The organism is Phycisphaerae bacterium, assembly GCA_035275405.1.
GTDB lineage: Bacteria > Planctomycetota > Phycisphaerae > UBA1845 > UTPLA1 > DATEMU01.
In genome coordinates, this window is the sequence record DATEMU010000001.1 from 141,861 (window position 1) to 159,222 (window position 17,362).

14 protein-coding genes are annotated in these 17,362 nt (G+C 61.3%); 5 read left to right on the forward strand and 9 right to left on the reverse strand.

Features of this window, described 5'->3' with window-relative positions; genetic code table 11:
* Positions 1-119: 119 nt before the first annotated feature.
* From flhB to VJZ71_00565, 7 genes are all read right to left on the reverse strand, one after another.
* Entirely contained in the window at positions 120-1,208 is a 1,089-nt protein-coding gene (gene flhB / locus VJZ71_00535) for a flagellar biosynthesis protein FlhB (protein HKQ46538.1), read from the reverse strand.
* Positions 1,198-1,971: a flagellar biosynthetic protein FliR gene (locus tag VJZ71_00540; protein HKQ46539.1), complete on the reverse strand. Its 774-nt coding sequence runs from the start codon at positions 1,969-1,971 to the stop codon at positions 1,198-1,200. Before VJZ71_00540 ends, flhB begins: the two co-directional genes overlap by 11 nt.
* A 71-nt stretch (positions 1,972-2,042) precedes the next feature.
* Positions 2,043-2,306, reverse strand: coding sequence for a flagellar biosynthetic protein FliQ (locus VJZ71_00545; GenBank protein HKQ46540.1), 264 nt, complete (start codon positions 2,304-2,306; stop codon positions 2,043-2,045).
* A 123-nt stretch (positions 2,307-2,429) separates the two neighbouring features.
* The gene (gene fliP / locus VJZ71_00550; GenBank protein HKQ46541.1) at positions 2,430-3,272 is read right to left on the reverse strand and encodes a flagellar type III secretion system pore protein FliP; all 843 of its coding nucleotides are present in this window, start codon (positions 3,270-3,272) and stop codon (positions 2,430-2,432) included.
* 60 nt (positions 3,273-3,332) lie between these two features.
* Complete coding sequence (locus VJZ71_00555; GenBank protein HKQ46542.1) at positions 3,333-3,956, reverse strand: flagellar biosynthetic protein FliO; 624 nt, start codon at positions 3,954-3,956, stop codon at positions 3,333-3,335.
* Between the two features lie 127 nt (positions 3,957-4,083).
* Entirely contained in the window at positions 4,084-4,605 is a 522-nt protein-coding gene (fliN, locus tag VJZ71_00560; GenBank protein ID HKQ46543.1) for a flagellar motor switch protein FliN, read from the reverse strand.
* A 29-nt stretch (positions 4,606-4,634) separates the two neighbouring features.
* The gene (locus VJZ71_00565; GenBank protein ID HKQ46544.1) at positions 4,635-5,180 is read right to left on the reverse strand and encodes a hypothetical protein; all 546 of its coding nucleotides are present in this window, start codon (positions 5,178-5,180) and stop codon (positions 4,635-4,637) included.
* A 190-nt stretch (positions 5,181-5,370) separates the two neighbouring features.
* Here VJZ71_00565 and VJZ71_00570 point away from each other — a divergent pair, with 190 nt between their 5' ends.
* Positions 5,371-6,300 (forward strand): DUF3473 domain-containing protein, encoded by a 930-nt coding sequence (locus VJZ71_00570; protein ID HKQ46545.1) that lies wholly within the window; start codon positions 5,371-5,373, stop codon positions 6,298-6,300.
* A 63-nt stretch (positions 6,301-6,363) separates the two neighbouring features.
* Positions 6,364-7,017 carry a L,D-transpeptidase gene (locus tag VJZ71_00575; GenBank protein HKQ46546.1) on the forward strand — a complete coding sequence of 218 codons (654 nt, stop codon included), beginning with the start codon at positions 6,364-6,366 and terminating at the stop codon, positions 7,015-7,017.
* A gap of 32 nt (positions 7,018-7,049) precedes the next feature.
* Here VJZ71_00575 and VJZ71_00580 read toward each other — a convergent pair whose 3' ends face one another.
* Positions 7,050-8,288 (reverse strand): VCBS repeat-containing protein, encoded by a 1,239-nt coding sequence (locus VJZ71_00580; protein HKQ46547.1) that lies wholly within the window; start codon positions 8,286-8,288, stop codon positions 7,050-7,052.
* A 119-nt stretch (positions 8,289-8,407) separates the two neighbouring features.
* On the opposite strand from VJZ71_00580, the gene serS reads away from it, so the two are divergent.
* Positions 8,408-9,739, forward strand: coding sequence for a serine--tRNA ligase (serS, locus tag VJZ71_00585; GenBank protein ID HKQ46548.1), 1,332 nt, complete (start codon positions 8,408-8,410; stop codon positions 9,737-9,739).
* Positions 9,740-9,745: 6 nt separating this feature from the next.
* Here the strand turns inward: serS and VJZ71_00590 are convergent, their stop codons facing one another.
* Positions 9,746-10,264, reverse strand: coding sequence for an NUDIX domain-containing protein (locus VJZ71_00590; protein HKQ46549.1), 519 nt, complete (start codon positions 10,262-10,264; stop codon positions 9,746-9,748).
* Between the two features lie 132 nt (positions 10,265-10,396).
* Here VJZ71_00590 and VJZ71_00595 point away from each other — a divergent pair, with 132 nt between their 5' ends.
* Complete coding sequence (locus VJZ71_00595) at positions 10,397-10,624, forward strand: DUF3185 domain-containing protein (GenBank protein HKQ46550.1); 228 nt, start codon at positions 10,397-10,399, stop codon at positions 10,622-10,624.
* A 415-nt stretch (positions 10,625-11,039) separates the two neighbouring features.
* The gene (locus tag VJZ71_00600; GenBank protein HKQ46551.1) at positions 11,040-17,321 is read left to right on the forward strand and encodes a hypothetical protein; all 6,282 of its coding nucleotides are present in this window, start codon (positions 11,040-11,042) and stop codon (positions 17,319-17,321) included.
* The last annotated feature ends 41 nt before the right edge of the window (positions 17,322-17,362 follow it).

Genomic DNA, 17,362 nt, shown 5'->3' on the forward strand with positions numbered 1-17,362 from the left:
ATCCAGTCCATCCCAATTGCGAATAGCGAATAGCGAATAGCGAAAGCAGAGGTCGCATTCGAGCATTCTTTGACGATCGTGGGACTTCGCTATTCGCTATTTGCAATTCGACATTCCTCTCACGCCGCCGGCATGGCGCGCATTCGGCGCGCCCGGCCGGATAGCTCGTACACGTAGGCCAATATCTCCGCGATGGCCTTGTAAAACTGTTCGGGGACTTCCTGGCCGACCTCGACGGTCTTGTAAAGCGCCTGGGCCAGGGGCTTTTTTTCGATGATGGGCACGCCGTGCTGGATGGCGATCTCGCGGATCTTCTGCGCGAGAAAATCGCGCCCCTTGGCGACGACGGTGGGGGCGCGCATCGATTCGGCGTCATACTTGATCGCGATGGCCAATTCCGTAGGGTTGGTCACGACGACATCCGCCGTGGGGACATTCTTGCGGATCCGCTGCATGGCCGCGGCGAATTGCATGCGGCGGCGACGCTGTTTGATCATGGGGTCGCCCTCCATCCGCCGCATCTCCTCTTTGACTTCCTCCTTGGACATCTTCAGGTCTTTTTCGTGGCGCAGTCGCTGATAGCCGAAGTCCAACAGGGCGAGCACAAGGAGCACCAGGGCCAGCCGCACGCCGACGCCATAGACGATTTGGGAGACGAGAATGGCCTGCTCGCCGCCGTCCGTCTCCAATGCAAGGAAGATCGCCGACCATTGCTGCCGGATGGAAACGTAGGCGACGAAGCACACCAGCGCGAGCTTCAAAAGATTCATGGCCAGTTGCACCAGTGTCCGCGTGCTGAAGAGCCGCGAGAAGCCGGTCAACGGATTTATTTTGTTGAGGCTCGGCTGAATCGGGTGGCCGGTCATGAGAAATCCGACTTGCAGGAGATTGCTCGCCAGGGCCAGGAGCAGCAGGCCGAGCATGATTGGCCCCGCGGCGCTGAGCGTCGCAAAGGCCGCGGACGACACGGTTGGAATGACGTCGATATGTGACGTCATCTCGGGATCGGCGACCGTCAGGCTCTCCCGCATGACGCCGAGCAGGGATTGCATGAGCCGCGGTCCCAGCCCGCGCAGAGCGAGCATCGCCCCGAGCAGGAGCAGGGCGGAGTTAAGGTCGGTGCTGCGCGCGACCTGGCCTTTCTCGCGGGCTTCGGTGCGCCGCCGCGGCGTCGGGGCCTCCGTCTTGTCGCCGTCGTTAAGCGCCATGCGCCACCTGTTTGCCCAATTGCTCGAAAAGCAGGCCGACCTGATCCAACCCGTCGAACAAGGCGTCGCCTACGAGACCTTCCGAGCTACCCATCGTCACGGCGACCATCAGCAGGGCGACGCCGACCTTGAAGGCGAACCCAACGGTGAGGATGTTCATCTGCGGCATGGTCCGTGTGAGAAAGCCGAGGATCAGCGAAGTCAGCAGGAGGGCGAGGACGGTCGGCCCGGCGAGGCGCGTGGCGATGTTGAAAATGCCGTTGAGCATATCCACGGCGAAATCCCCGATGACGGGATCAGCGAGAATGGTCAGCGGCGGAATGGACGTGAAGCTGGCGAGCAGTACCTCTACCACGGCGATATGGCCACGGAAGGCGAAGAACAGGACCATCACGGAAAAAAACCAGACTTGGTCCAGGATATTCGTTTCTTCGTCAAACATGGGATTAAAGACGGTGCCGAGGGAGAGGCCCGCCTGGTGGCTGACTATCTGGCCGGCGAATTGGGCGGCGAAGAAAATCAGTCCCACGCCGAGGCCGAGGAGTTCGCCAATGAGAAACTCACCGATGAGACCGGCGAGGGCCTGGCCCAGCGTGAGCGACGTGGGCAGAAGGGGCAGGATCGCAGGGAAGATCATGAGCGATATCGCGGCGATGAGGAGGGCCAGAATGTTGCGAGGGATCAGGCTCCCGGCGAAGACCGGCACCGCGAGCGCGAGGCCCGCAATGCGCGCGAGAACCAGCGCGAATACGGGCAGCAGCATCTCAAATCTCAGCAATTCCAATGACATTGACGTATTTTTTGTTTTTTGACTTTTTGGCGCCTTGGCTTTTCCTACTGCACCATTCCCTCGCTCCAGAGCCGCTGCGAGTACTCGACAAGTCGCGTGGTGAGCCAGGGAATCAAAACCGCCGCCGCCAGGCCCATGGCGACCAGCTTGGGGACGATGCTGATCGTCTGCTCCTGCAACTGTGTGACCGCCTGGACGACGCTGATGACCAGACCGACAAGCATCCCGATGAGCATGATCGGCCCGGCGAGGACCAGCGTCAGGAAAAGGGCGTCGTAACTGAGTTCAACGGCTGTCCCGGGATTCATTTCGCCTCCTTGCAGAATGGCGAATAGCGAATGGCGAATATCGAAATAGGGCGCGCCGTCGCAAGGCTGTGCGTGGCGCAACTTCTATTTTCGCTATTCGCTATTCGTAATTCGCTATTCATCTCATGCCGCTCCAAAGCTCGACAACAACGAGCCCACGACCAAGCCCCATCCATCGGCCAGCACAAAGAGCATCAGCTTGAACGGCAGCGAGACGAGCACTGGCGGCAGCATCATCATGCCCATGCTGATGAGGATGGAGGCGATGACCATATCGATGACGAGAAACGGCAGGTAGATGCGAAAGCCCATGACGAACGAGGTCTTCAGTTCGCTGAGCACGAAGGCGGGGACCAGTTCCGCGAGGCCCACGTCGTCGTGGCGCAATTCAACTCCCTCCGCCACGGGGCCGGACACATACTCGTGGAAGGTGTAAACGCTCTCCTCGCTGCCCGCCGATTCGATCTGGCGAAACATGAACTTCCGCAGCGGGGCGGCCCCGCGCTCGAAGGCATCGGCCTGACTGAGCTTGCCGTCCAGGTACGGGTCGACGGCCTCCTTCTTCATCTCATGCCACGTCGGCGCCATGACCAGCATGGTCATGATCATCGCCAGCCCGATGAGTACCTGACCGGGGGGCAGTTGCTGCGTGCCGATCGCCTGCCGGAGGAGTGCAAGCACCACGACGATCCGCGTGAAGCTCGTCATCATGATGAGAATGGAGGGCGCCAGCGAGAGCACGGTGAGCAGGACGAGGATGCGGAGCGAAGCCGTGACGCCTCGCGCGTCTTTTGCGGGAGGGGCGAGTTGGCTGACGTCGGGGATGCCAATGGGGTTGTCGAAGGCGGCTGCGACCGCCGGTTCGGCCTTCGCTCGCGCGGCAATCGCCATCGCCAGCCAGAGTACGGCTAGCGCCGCAACTGACCGGCGACAGGATCGCCCATGGCTCCGCCATTGCACTGACATTGCGCAACTCCTTTGCGCGACTGGTAATCTTGGCGGGTAGAACCCGCCCTACGCCCACGGCTAGGATCCGGCGCCACACGCTTTCATTCGTTCGACGAGGCTTTGCACCCGTCCACTGGCATCATCCACAGTCGCCTCATCCGCTCTTGTGGCTGGGTTCGAGGCGGGCGCGGGGGCAATCCCTGCCAACGCGTTGAAAAACGATCCCGGCCGCGCGCGCTCGATACCCGCGAGCAACCCGGCGGCATCGCCGCGTTCCAAATCGGCCACTGCGGTGATGCTGTCGGGCGTCACGCCCAAAAGGACAACCCGGTTTCCCAACCGGACGAGACAGAGGCTTTGTTTACTGGAGAGGTAATGCCGGGCAAGGACGGTAATCGCCCCCGTCGAACCGAGTCGGCCAGCGCCCGCCGACCATTTGCGTAATGCCCAGGCGGCCAGGGTGATCGTTCCCAGCACGGCGGCGAGCGGCCAGACCATTTTCCCGTAGGGAAGCGACGTCGTGCCGCTTTCGGCGGTTTTTTGATTCTCCTGACGGGCCGGCCGCTGGCGCTTAAGCGTTGGGCTGGGCGGTTTGTCGGCCGCCGTTGAGTTTACTTGTAGCCAGGCCGCCACCGCGTCGGCTGACTTTGGCGAACCGCCCTGGGTTTCATCAGCGAAGAGTCGCGGCGTTGTCAGCGCCACGCCCCCTATCACGAGCGCGCACAGTTTGGCACCTCGCAGTGCTCCCTTACGGTCGGGGCTCTTATTGCCATGAGCTCTCAAACAGGAAGTGCGCATCGGGTTTGGTTGGGCAGCGAAGCGCGAAGCGTTATGCCGCGCCCGCCTCAACCACCTCCTCCTCGACGCCGGAGACGATTTCGCTGATCCGCACGCAGAAATTGTCGTTGAGCACCAGGACCTCGCCCCGCGCGACGAGCCGGTCATTGACCAGCACATCCACGGGATCGCCGGCGAGCTTGTCGAGTTCGACGACCGAACCCTGCCCCAGCCGAAGCACGTCCTCGATAAGCATGTTGGCCCGGCCGAGCTCGATCTTGACGTTGAGTTCCACGTCGTTGAGCAGGTCGATGGCCTGGTCGTTTCGGGGGGCGGTAGTGCGGGGAGAGAAATCGGGCAGATCCAGGGGCAGGGTAGCGACCGGCGACGAAACCGGGTCCGCATGCACTTCGACGCTTCCTTCTCCCGCCGGGGGTGCCGAATTCTGTGGCGGCGCGGTCAAGGCTTCGCCGCCGGCGGCGGTCGATGGCGATTCGATGGTCGAATCAGCCGGCGCGGCCGCATCGCTCGCTGGCGGCGGGCTTGCCGAATTGTCTGGGTTCGTCGCCGACATGTTTGCTCGCGCTCCCTGCCGAAAAGCCGCTAATAGCCCGTCGGCAGCGGCATGCACTCGGGGATCAGGACCTGTTCGATCAACGATTCGTCGCCCAATAGCGACCCGAGTTCGTATCGAATTTGCCGCTTGACCGTCTCCAGGCCGGGCTCGGCGAGATGACGTTCGTCGGCGCTGCGAATGACGCGGCCGATGGCGTCGTCGATCGTGTTCTTTCGGCTCTCCATGAATTCCTTGACCTTGTCGTGGTCCTTTTTGCTGACGCGAATGACGGTGCGAACGGTGTACAGGAGGGTGCGGGAGCCGCTGGTGTTGGGGACGCGAACCTGCGCGACCTGGATCTCTTGGCTGTCCTCCCAGGGCCGCGTTGTCGCCGCAGCTTCCATCCCCAGCTCCATCCCATGCGTCGGATCGGGGTCGGCGCCGAGGAACTTCATGAACATGAAGATGGCCACGCCTTCGACGAGCATGATGCCGCCGACGATGCCCATGGTGACCAGCTTTCCCTTCTTTTCCGGCGGAGCAGGGGGCTTGGCGTCGGCGGGGGCCTCAGTTTTTGGAGCTTCGGCGGACATCGAATTCCCGTGGTCGCGCGGCCGTAAACCGGCACTGCGCATACACGTTTATCGGTCGATTGCTGCGCCGGCTCAACCCCATTGGCGGGGGCAAAATGCGACCTGTCGCGCGATTCTGCGCGGTGATGCGCAAAAGTTGCCGATGATCGAACGGCGCCGCTCGAACTTTCGCCGATGAATGGCTTACCAAATGGTTCGACACGCCGTATCCGCCGCTGAGTCCGCAACTCGTCGAGCATCGTCACCCGCGGCGTTGCCCACGATGGACTATTGGCTGCAGCCCGACGCCGGGGCGAGTCACGCGGACGTGCTGACAATCGATCTGGAAGACTGGCCCGTCGCCGTGCTGGGGCCCGATCGGCCGGTGACGGACCGCGTGGTCGACAACACGCGCAACATGCTGAATGTCCTTCAATGGCACGGCGTGAAGGCGACGTTTTTCGTGCTCACGCGCGTGGCCGAGCGGTTTCCGGAACTGATCCGTGAGGTGCATGGCGCGGGCCACGAGATCGCGTCGCACGGTCATTCGCACAGGCTATTGACAGCGATGAGCCCGGAGGAGTTTTGTGAGGACGTACTGCGAAGCATCGACATTCTGGAGAAGGTCGTGGGTGAGCGGCCGATCGGGTATCGGGCGCCGGCGTTCAGTGTCGTTCGTTCGACGCGATGGGCAGGGCCGATCCTCGCGGAGTTGGGATTCAAGTACAGTTCAAGCGTCTTTCCAATCCGCCACCCGCGCTATGGCATTTCCGACGCGCCGAGGCGGATCCATCGCTGGAAGGACTGCCCCCTCATCGAATGTCCGCCCGCGACGGTCCGATTTCTGGGGTTAAATTGGCCCGTCGCGGGCGGCGGATATTTTCGCTTGCTGCCCGGCCCAGTTGCACGTGGGGCGGTGGCCGCGGCGCGTCGCGGGGGCCATCCGGCGATCCTCTATCTTCATCCCTATGAGTTCGATGTCGGCGGCGTGGGAGCGCATGCGGCTTCGGGGGTGCGCATTCCGATTGGCAAACGGCTCACACAAGGATTGTTCCGATCGCGGATGGAAGTTCGACTCCACCGCCTCCTGGAGCGGTTTCAGTTTACGCGGCTCTGTGATCTTCTTGCGCACGCCGTGTAGTGACCGTCCGCGATCATCGCGTTGCGTTCATTCGCCGAATCCCCTATCATTGATCGCACACTCATGAAGCGACGGATCGCGGCCTTTTTCATCGTGTCGATCATCGCCCTGTGGCTCGATTTCACGTTCCTGCGATCGCCGCCGGAACCCGAGCCCGTGCGCGTGCCAACCGTCGGATTCCCCTTGCCAATCGACATGGCGACGGCATTGGATGCCGCCGGCTGGCCTGACTATGCAGGAAAAAGCCTTGGCCTTTGGGTATCCGTTGCGCGGCAGGAATTGATTGGAATGGAGGATTCCTGCGTCCAATTCGTTTACCGCTGCTCGACCGCCGCCCGCGGTACGGGGAATAAGGAAAATTCGTACCAGACACCGCTTGGATGGCATGAAATCGCCGAGCGGATCGGCGATGGACTTCCCCGGGGATCGATCTTCAACGAGCGCAAGTACACGGGAAAGGTCTGGACGCCGGATTCACCGACCACAAAGGACCTCGTGCTGACGCGGATCCTGTGGCTGAGCGGTCTGGAACCCGGGGTCAACAAAGGCCCCGGCATCGATTCCCACGCGCGCTACATCTACATCCATGGCACGCCTGCGGAGGAAAAATTGGGCACGCCCGCGTCATGGGGCTGCGTCCGCCTCTCCAATCGCGACGTGATCGACTTGTTTGAACGGGTCCCATCTGGCACGCGCGTTCTTATTACCGAATGGTGATGGACGTGCGCTGGCCCACGTAACGGCCCGCCTTACTCGGGGTTCTCAAACCAGATGATGGAGTCCTGCGCCGTCGTCTGCCCCTGAAGCGGAACGACGACGTCCGGCCGACCGTCCCCGTCCATGTCTCCTAAGGCGATTCGGCTGGGGATTCCCTCAAGGTCGCGAAGGTTGTTCTCGATCCATTGATCGGTCTGGACATGGCCGGGGGCCGGCGTGAACCAGCGGAGGGTGTTGGCGTTCTGCGTGGCGACGACGAGATCGAGCTGGTTGTTCCCGTCGATATCGGCGGCCTTGACGTCGATCGGCGTATTGGAAGTGAACTGTGTGATGAGAAAGCCGGGCCAGTCCGTCGTGGCATCGGTCGGTCGATCATACCAAGCCACTTGGCGGCCCGGTCCGTTGATCGAGACGACATCGGAGCGGCCGTCGGCGTCGAGGTCAGCGAGAATGACTCGTGTGGCGGATGGAAGGTCGCCAATCGCGTGTTTTTCCCAGGTGTCGGCGACGGGATCCGCGGGGTTTTTATACCAGGCGATACGCGGGGCGGCGCCACCACCTTCGCCGGGTGCTGTAGAGATCACGTCGAGGCGCGTATCGGCATCGAAGTCGGCGATCGCCACGCCGGCCGCGTTGGCGCGAGTCGCGGCATCGATGTCGGTTCGTAGCCAGCCCGTCCCGTCGGCGGGGCTGGGACCGGGACTCTTGAACCAACTGAGCCGTCCGGTGTTCTGGTTGCTGGCGACGAGGTCCGGGCCGTTCGTGGCGCCATCAATCGTATTCACGGCCACGTCGCTCCATTGGCCGATGCCGGTGCCGGACGACTGGTCAATCGTGCTCATCATCCAGCCGGAGGACTGGCGCGGGTCGGCCGGGCTGTGCAGGTATTGCAGTCGACCGTTGCAAGCGACGACCACGTCGCGATGGGTGTCGCCGTCGATGTCTGCGACCGCCAAGGCGGTCACGCCGGATAGGTCCGCGCTGGAGGCAAGTTGCACGGCGGTGAACGTGTTCACGTCTGCCTGAAAGTAAATGAACACAGCGGGAAGCTGAGCATCTTGACCGGCATACCCCGCGACGACATCCATCTTGTTGTCGTTGTCGAAATCGGCGACTTCCACGACGGTCGGTCGGACCGCCGCTCCCGTGTTGACGGTGTGGGGCTCCCACGCCACGGTCTTGGGAAACTCAGAAGGCGTCGTCGTGATCGGGCAAGTGGTGCCGGTGAGCATAGCGATGGCGATCAATCCGGCGGTAAGTCGAAAAGGCATCAAAACACTCCATGAGCCAAGACGGCACATCCTTTATACTCGTCAGATTACGGTTGGTCGCTTTCCAGGGACGTGAATTCCCGTATTATTGGCGGAGATTTTCAAGGAAATAATCACCCATGATTGACATCAAGTTCATTCGTGACAACGCGGAGGCCGTGAGGGCGGCGATCCGCAATAAGGGCGTTTCCTGCGACCTGGATCGGCTGCTGGCTGTCGATACGCGGCGGCGGGAGATTCAGCAGGAGGCGGACGGGCTTCGCGGGAAAAGCAACGAGCTCTCCGGGCAGGTCGGGCTCTACAAGAACCCCAAGAGCAAATGGTATCAGGAGGCATTGGCCAAGGGACGCAATGCCGACGAGTTAAAGGCCGAGGGAGACAAGCTGCAAGCCGAGTCGGCGGGGATCAAGCAGCGAATCAAGGAACTGGAAGACGAGGAGAAGTCCGTCGCGGAGCAGTTCAACGGGCTCATGCTGACCGTGCCGCAGGTGCCGTCAGCCAAGACGCCGGTGGGCAAGAGCGCGGAGGAGAACGTCGAGGTGCGGAAATGGGGAGAGCCGCGAAAGTTCGACTTCGAGCCGAAGGATCACGTTGAACTGGGGAAATCGCTTGGAATCATCGACATCGAGCGCGGCGTGAAGCTGGCAGGAGCGCGCAATTACCTCCTACGTGCAGCCGGTTCGCTTTTGCATCATGCGGTGCTGCGCCTGGCGATGGATGTAATCACCTCGCGCGGCTTCGAGCCGGTCACCGTCCCGATCCTGGTGAACGACGCGATGATGTACGGCACGGGCTATTTCCCCGGCGGCGAAGAACAGGCGTATCGGTGCGAACGCGACGGCAAGAGCCTTGTCGGGACGGCCGAGGTCTCGTTGACGGCGATGTACGGAGATGAGATTCTCGATGAGTCGATGCTGCCGGTGAAACTCGCGGCGGTCTCGACCTGTTTCCGCCGCGAGGCCGGTGCGGCAGGCAAGGATACCTACGGCATTTATCGCATCCACTTCTTCGACAAGGTCGAGCAAGTCGTCCTGTGCCGGGCCGATGAGGCGGAGAGCGAAAAACACCACCACGAAATCATCGCCAACGCCGAGGCCGTCCTGCAGGCATTGGAACTGCCGTACCGCGTGATGGCCGTGTGCACCGGCGACATGGGCCAGGGCAAAGTCGAGATGTATGACATCGAGACATGGATGCCGAGCCGCAAGAGCTACGGCGAGACGCACAGCGCCAGCCGCTTCGGCGAGTTCCAGGCGCGCCGGCTGAACCTGCGCTACAAGGGCGCAGACAAAAAAACGCACTTCTGCCACACGCTGAACAACACGGTTATTGCCAGCCCGCGAATTCTGATCCCGCTCCTGGAACTCTATCAGAACGCGGATGGGAGCGTCACAGTTCCCAATGCGCTGAGGGCATACTTGGGTGGGATGGAAAGAATTGAGATCGAGTGAGGACGTTCAAGGTTTCGTCTTGGTGGGTTGATTCTCAGAATCCATCGGCCCCTGAGTTGAACAGCGCGCCGAGAGGACGATTTGCAATTCATCCAATAGCGCTATTTGGCCCTTGATCATCTTTAAGCGAGCCTCCTCGACGGTGAACCAACCGGCCCGGTCGACTTCGGGAAAGGATTGCTTAAGACCCGAGCGCGGCGGCCATTCGATTTCGAACGTGTTACTGCGGAGCGCGGCGGGCTCGCAGTCGCCCTCGACCGCCCATGCATGGATCACCTTTCCCCCGGCCTGTCGCACGGGCTTCAGTTCGTGAAACCGGCCGGTCGGCATGAGGCCGGTCTCTTCCCGAAACTCGCGCTGCGCGGCGGCGAGCGCCGGCTCCCCCGGGTTAATAACTCCCTTGGGGATCGACCAGGCGTGCTCGTCTTTCCTGGCAAAATACGGTCCCCCGAGATGTGCAAGGAACACCTCGAGACCGGCCGGCCCTCGCCGGTACAGCAGAATCCCCGCACTGCGAATCGGCATGGGCTGCATGGTAACGCCCACGGCAGCCCAGCGTGATGACTGAGTTGTCATATGGAGTTCACCCCCGATTCAGGGCACGAAAAATAGACTTAATGAGTAGGAGATAACGATCCTCCGTCGAAGGAGATGGCCATGGACAAATCAAGCGCGCTGGTAATTGGTATGGTGCTTATCGTGCTGGGCCTGGTCGGGCTCGGATGGAACCGGATCACCTATTTTGAAGAGGACACGATCGTGGACGTCGGGCCGGTCAGGGTGACGGCAACCGAGGAAAAGGAGATCCCGTTGGCGCCCATCCTGGGTGGTGTGGCCGTGGCGGGCGGGGTGGCGCTTCTTGTTACAGGAGCGCGAAAGACCTAGTGGCCGATCGAACGGGCGGACTTGGGGTTTTCCCTAATTGGTAAAATCAACCAAAATTTGGTTGAATCCGATCCGCCGATTTGGTTATACTCGAACTTCATAGCGGACCGCGCGTGACTACGGTCAGCCTCTCTTCTCCACGTAGTCATTACCTTCTCCATAGCGCGGGCGGTGCGGCGGAGGGTTCTTGCTCGTTGGTATTGCGCCGCACTCCATTCCGTGAGCGGACGGAGGACATCCCACGGCGACTCACGTGGATTCGCTAAGGGGGCGATGCTCTGCCTTTCAAAAGTCGCGGAGCACCGTTTCGTCGTCTACCTATTCGTCGCCGCTTCCACTTCCATCCCGACTGCATCCATGGCCTCGCCTACCTTCTCCGCGAGGCTGTGCGCAAAGGTATCTCAGGAGCCATGCCATGATCCGCAAGAGCCTGTTCGTCGCCGTTGCCTTCCTGGTTGCACTGTATCCCTTGTCGCTGGTCGGCGGAAGTGATTCCGGCAAGATGGTCGCAGACGGCACGCCGGCGATTCGCGCCGCCGCACCAGCTCAAGTCGTGCATGGACCAGCGGCGCCGCGCGGCCCAGGCTTCGTGATCAACGAATTGAACTCCGACACCACGGGCGTTGACCAAATGGAGTTCATCGAGATCTACGATGGGGGAATTGGCAACCTTCCGCTCTTCGGCTACGTCGTGGTGTTTTTTAACGGCAGCGCGCCGGGCGACGGCTCCTACTTCGCCGTCGATCTGGATGGAAAATCCACCAACCCGCGCGGCTATTTTGTCCTCGGCAATGCCCTCGTCACCAACGCGTTGATCGGCGGCGGGATGTTTGGACCGCAACACGTCTTGCAGTTCGCGGACAATGTGCTGCAAAACGGGCAGGATGCCGTCGGTCTTTACCAGATCCCCAATCCCCCGCCCGCTAATTCGGGGCCGACCATGCTCAATTTGGTGGACGCGGTCGTGTACGACACGAACGACGCCGATGACCCCGCATTGATGGCCGCACTGCTCAACCCAGGCCAGCCGCAGGTTGATGAGGGGGTGCTGCCGCCGGATCTGTCTATCCAGCGCTGCCCCAACGGCTCCGGCGGGCAAAAGAACACCTCAAGCTACGCTCAGGGTGTTCCGACACCGGGCGATGACAATAACCCGAGTTGCCCCGTCACTCTAAGCTCCCAGGCGCCCGGTTCGACGCAGGCCCCGCCCGCCATTCCCGGCAACTCAGAATCCAATCGCGGTAGTCTCGGCTCCAACTACACGCGCAACGTCAATCTCTTTTCGGGCGAAGTCGTGGAAAACGCCGTCGACCTCCGCGTGAAGAGTCGAGGCTTGGACGTGATCTGGGCCCGGCGCTATGGCTCGCGTAACCCGCGCACGACCGCGATGGGCAACGGCTGGGACTATTCGTACAACATCAGCATCCACAACGATCTCGGCCCGACGATGATCACGCTGCACGACGGGGACGGGCGCGAGGACATCTACCTTCAGACTGGGCCGTCCACGTGGGTGAACGATCAATTCGCGCGCGAACTGCGGTTGAATGGTGACTTGACCTACACGCTCGCGTTCTCCGACGGCGGCCATTGGCACTTCTTCCCGATCGATGGGAGTCCCGTCAGCGGTAAATGCGATCGGATCAGCGACCGTAACAATAACTCGATACTCTTGTTCTACGACGGCGGCGGTCGCCTCACCCAGCTCATTGATACGGTGGGTCGGCCGTATTTCGTGGGATACGATCCTGACGGGTTCATCCAGTCCCTTAGTGATTTTACCGGGCGCACGGTTACCTATCAGCACTATCAGAACCCCGATCCGGGTGGCAGCTCCGGCGATCTCGCCTCCGTCACGACGCCGCCGGTCATCGGAACGCCGACGTGCAACGATTTCCCGCTGGGAAAGATGACTTCATATTCCTATTCGGAAGGACTCGCCCCGGCGGAACTGAACAGCAACCTGCTCACGATTACCGATCCGAAGGGGCAAGTCTTCCTGACCAACACCTACGCGGCGACGGCCGTCCCGACCGACATTGATTTCGATCATGTCGCGCGGCAGGAATGGGGATTGGTCGGAAACATTGACATCGTCTATGTGGCACAGACGCCGTCGCCCGCCAACAACAATGCCGTCGTCAAGGCGATCGTCAACGATCGCATGGGCCACGTGAAGCACGTCTATTTCAATGCACAAAACCTCGGCGTCATCGATCGGGAATACACGGGCGTTGCCCCGCTTCCGGACTCACCGACAACCGACGCGGTGAACCTCCCGGGTCCGCCGCTTCGGGTCGGCGATCCCGACTGGTTCGAGACGCGCTACGAATACGACGCCTACGGCCGCGCGGTCCGGATCGTGGACGCCAATCTCAATGAGGAACTTTTCGCCTACATGCTGCCCGGCGACGATCCCAGCCCGCTCGCCCGCGGAAACTTGGCGGTGCATTCATGGCTGCCCGGTCCGCTCGGCGGCGCGCAGCCGGTCATTCAGGAGTCGTTCTCCTATGTGCCCGGCACCAGTTACATGACGCAGCACGTCGACGGCCGGGGCAATCCTACGTTTCACCTCGTCGACCCCTTCGGCAACGTGCTCCAGACGATCCATCGCGGCGGGTTGGCCCTCGACGACTGGACCTATGACCCCTTCGGTCAGATGACCAGCCATACGCTGCCCGACAATGGCAGCGGTCAGCGCCGCGTCGACATGATGACCTATACGTCCGAGGGCTACGTCCAGACGAACACGATGGACGCGGACGGATCACCGGCCACGACGACCTACAGCTACGACGCCCGCGGCAATGTCATCAGTCAGACCGATCCGTGCGGCAACACTTCGCTGACGGAATACAACGCTCTCGACCAGGCCATGCGGATGCAGTCGAACGAAATCACGCTCGGCGGTGGCAATCGCATTGAGACGCTCACTTATTACGACGCGAACAACAACGTCGTCCGCGTGGATGTCCAGAACCGCGACGAATTTGAAAACGTCGTCCCTACAAACACGCACTGGTCCACAATCAGCGAATACGGCCTGCTCAACGAGCGCATCGGCCAATGCCAGGAAGTCAGCGCCGCCGCGCTGCCTTGCACCTCGACGCTCGACTGCGCCGCGGCCTCGGGCTTCGGCACGTTCATTAAGACAGAATCGGAGTACAACCCCAACGGCGGGGTAACCCTGACCCGCTCCGGCGTTGCGACCGACGGCTCTCAGCCGACTAACGTCATGCGGACGCTGGTGGATGAGCGCGATCTGACCTATCAGGTGATCAGCGCCGAGGGCGATCCAAACTCATCGACCGCGCAATACGACTATAACGGCAATCGCGGCGTCGTCCGCATGACGATTGGCGTGGGCGATCCCGGCGCGCGCGTCATCACCAACACCTACGACGGCTACGACCGTCTCATCAGCACTCTCGATCCGATGGGCAACGTGACGACGTATGCCTACGACGCCAATCACAATCCCGTCACGGTCGAAATGTACGGCGAATTGCTCGACGTACCGGGAAGCGCGGGCAATATCCTGCTCTCGTCCACCACCACGACGTTTGATCCCATGGACCTGGCCACCGCCAGAGTCATGCAGCATTTCAATCCCAATACCGGCTTGCCAATTGGCGACGGGGCGATGACCACGCAGACGCAGTACGCCCCGACAGGCCAAGTGATGGCGGTCATCGATGATGCGGGCCAGATCACCAGTACAGTTTACACCACGGCCAATCGCCCTCTTCGCGTGACCGATCCAAGGGGAAATCGCGTCGAGTACCAATATGACCTCTGCGGAAATACCACATCCGTCACGGACATTGACTTGTCGGACATCGGGGGGCCGGACGAGGCTTATATCTCCACGCACACGTACAACGGGCTCAACCAGGGCACTTCTACTTCGGATGCCGCCGGGCTAACGACGCAGCGGCACGATTCCCGCGGCAATCTCGTGCTCAGCACGAACGCAATGGGGATCGAGACGCGTTACGAATACGATGGGCTTTCCCGCAAGATTCGATCCATCCAGGACATGGATGCCAGCGGCGCCGACGGAAGCCCGGCCGACATTGTCACGGTACAGGTCTATGACGGCGCGTCGCGGCTCATTTCCGAGGCCGACGGCAAGGGCAACACCACGGTCTATGCGTATGACGCCCTGAACCGCAAGATCGCCACCAACCACGCGGATTCGACGGCAAACAGTGCGACGTACGACGTCTTCGGCAATGTGACGCAAAGCACGGATGCGAACGGCTCCGTCGTAACCTATACCTACGACCTGTTGAATCGCGGCACGAATAAAAACATCGCGCCGGGACCCGGCGTCGCGGCAGACACGACATTCGAGACCTACGCCTACGACGGCATGTCGCGGATCGTTCGCGCGCAGAATGACGTTTCGCTGGTTACTCAACAGTTTGACTCGCTCTCCCGGGTCATTTCCGAAACCACGAACGGGTTGACGACAACGTCGGAATGGGACGCCAGCGGCAACAAGACGTTCGTCCAGTATCCGGGCGGCCGTCAGGTGCAGTACGCCTATGATGCACTCAACCGCCTCGTCACCGTAAATGACAACTTTGTCGGCCCGCTCGCTCAGTATTACTACCGCGGGTCCTATCGCGTCGAGCGTCGCCAGTTGTTTCCCCCCAACGTGACCACGGATTTCACCTTTAATCCCGCCCGGATGATCCAGCGCACCCGCAGCACGCGCGGCCTCACGGTCATCGACGATCGCATCTATCAATGGAGCCCGACCGGCAACAAGACGCAGCGCAAGGACATCCGGCCGGGCGGTCCCGGTCTGACGCACGACTATGTTTACGATGCCGCCGATCGGCTGGTGCGGACGATCGTTTCCGATCCGGTTGCGACGGTACTGCGCGACACAACGTACACCCTGGACCAGGCCGGCAATCGGTCGAACGTCGCCGGCCCGGGGACGCCGGATTCCGGCACCTATAGCCAGGATCCCAATACCCCCATTCCCGCCGACTTTCAGGCCAATCAATACACGACTTCGCCCTATGACAGCCGCGAATACGACAACAACGGCAACCTCCGGTCTTTCGGCTGCTTGAGCGGGGATGTCAACAACGACGGGTCGGTCAATCTCGGCGATGTTCCGCCGTTCTCCAACGCACTCGTCGCGGGCACGCCCACCCTTTGCAGCGCCGACGCGAATGGAAATGGTTCGGCCAATGGCGGCGACGTCCAGCGCGAGACTGATTACATCCTCGGACTGGCCATACCGACTCGTCCCTTCAGCGCCCTTTACGACTACCGCAACCGGATGGTGCGGCACAGCAATCTGGTGACGGGCGAAGTCGCGACGTATGCCTATGACGCCCTCGGCCGAAGGATTCAAAAGGTCGTCAATGGAATTGAAACGAATTACATCCATGACGGTTGGCAGGTCATCGAAGAGCGCGACGGCGGCGGAGTTACCACCCAGACCAATGTCTGGGGCAACTACGTCGACGAACTGCTGACGCGCCGGCGGTTCGGAGTGGACTATTACTACCACACCGACGACATGCACAGCGTCATGGCCGTCACCGACGCCGCCGGCACGGTCATCGGGCGCTATGAATACGGCGACTATGGCCGGCCACTCGATCCGAACACGCTTATTCCGTTGTCGTTCTTCGACCCAGGTAGCGAGCCTTTCACCGGACTGCACGGCCGCGCGTACGACAACGAGACCGGCTGGTATTACTTCCGCACGCGCTATATGGATCCGCGCACCGGCCGCTTCACAACGCGCGTGGCCATCGGCATCTGGGGCGACGCCGAAGGCAACAGCTACAGCTTCTGCGGAAACAACCCGTGGTCGCGCTTCGACCCGATTGGGCGCGGATTCTGGTTCTATCGCTGGTGGTGGTGGAGATGGTATTGCTACGGTTGGTGGAAGTGGTGGTGCCCGTGGCGCTACTGCGGCTACTACTGTTACTACTGGTGGTGGTGGTATCCGTATCGTTGGTGGTTATGGTGGTGGTGGCCGTATCAATGGTATGGATATTATTACTGGTGGTGGAGTCCGTACTGGACGTACTGCTGGTACCCGTATCGTTGGTGTTGGTGGCCATATAGATGGTGGTGGTGGTGGTACCCGTATCGGTGGTACGGCTATCACTGCGGATGGTGGTGGTGGTGGTACTCGTGGCGCTGTTGGGTCTGGTATCCGTACGGCGGCACATGGTGGTGGTGGTGGTATCCACACTGCTGGGGCTATTACTACTGGTGGAACTGGTGGTGGTGGAACCCGTGGAGGTGGTATTGGAGTGGATGGTGGTGGTACACCTATGGTTGGTGGGGCTACTACTACAACTTCTACTGGTGCTACCCGTATAGGTGGTACTGGTGGTGGTGGCATTGGTGGTGGTGGCCTTGCGGCTGGTGGTGGCAACCATACGGGTGGTGGGGCTGCTACTATGACTGGTGGTGGTGCTGGTACCCGTATTACTGGTGGTCCTGGTGGTGGGGCTGGTGGTACCCGTATGGATGGTGGGGCTGGTACTACGGCTGGTTCTGGTGGTGGTACCCGTGGGGCTGCTGGTATTGGTGGTGGTGGTACCCGTACGGCTGGTATAGCTGGTGGTGGGGCTGGTTCTGGTGGTGGTGGTGGTGGCCGTACGGCTGGTGGTGGTGGTGGCCCTTCCGCTGGTGGTGGTGGTGGTGCTTGTAGCGGCCCACCATTGAGGTGAGTTAAATCAAGCGGGCGTCGGC

Excerpts from the sequence above, each read along its gene's own strand:
- VJZ71_00580 (HKQ46547.1), bottom strand. The coding sequence starts at position 8,288 with ATGCCTTTTCGACTTACCGCCGGATTGATCGCCATCGCTATGCTCACC.
- fliN (HKQ46543.1), bottom strand. The coding sequence starts at position 4,605 with ATGTCGGCGACGAACCCAGACAATTCGGCAAGCCCGCCGCCAGCGAGC.
- serS (HKQ46548.1), top strand. The coding sequence starts at position 8,408 with ATGATTGACATCAAGTTCATTCGTGACAACGCGGAGGCCGTGAGGGCG.
- VJZ71_00570 (HKQ46545.1), top strand. The coding sequence starts at position 5,371 with ATGGTTCGACACGCCGTATCCGCCGCTGAGTCCGCAACTCGTCGAGCA.
- VJZ71_00590 (HKQ46549.1), bottom strand. The coding sequence starts at position 10,264 with ATGCCGATTCGCAGTGCGGGGATTCTGCTGTACCGGCGAGGGCCGGCC.
- VJZ71_00575 (HKQ46546.1), top strand. The coding sequence starts at position 6,364 with ATGAAGCGACGGATCGCGGCCTTTTTCATCGTGTCGATCATCGCCCTG.
- fliP (HKQ46541.1), bottom strand. The coding sequence starts at position 3,272 with ATGTCAGTGCAATGGCGGAGCCATGGGCGATCCTGTCGCCGGTCAGTT.
- VJZ71_00540 (HKQ46539.1), bottom strand. The coding sequence starts at position 1,971 with ATGCTGCTGCCCGTATTCGCGCTGGTTCTCGCGCGCATTGCGGGCCTC.
- flhB (HKQ46538.1), bottom strand. The coding sequence starts at position 1,208 with ATGGCGCTTAACGACGGCGACAAGACGGAGGCCCCGACGCCGCGGCGG.
- VJZ71_00545 (HKQ46540.1), bottom strand. The coding sequence starts at position 2,306 with ATGAATCCCGGGACAGCCGTTGAACTCAGTTACGACGCCCTTTTCCTG.
- VJZ71_00565 (HKQ46544.1), bottom strand. The coding sequence starts at position 5,180 with ATGTCCGCCGAAGCTCCAAAAACTGAGGCCCCCGCCGACGCCAAGCCC.
- VJZ71_00600 (HKQ46551.1), top strand. The coding sequence starts at position 11,040 with ATGATCCGCAAGAGCCTGTTCGTCGCCGTTGCCTTCCTGGTTGCACTG.
- VJZ71_00595 (HKQ46550.1), top strand. The coding sequence starts at position 10,397 with ATGGACAAATCAAGCGCGCTGGTAATTGGTATGGTGCTTATCGTGCTG.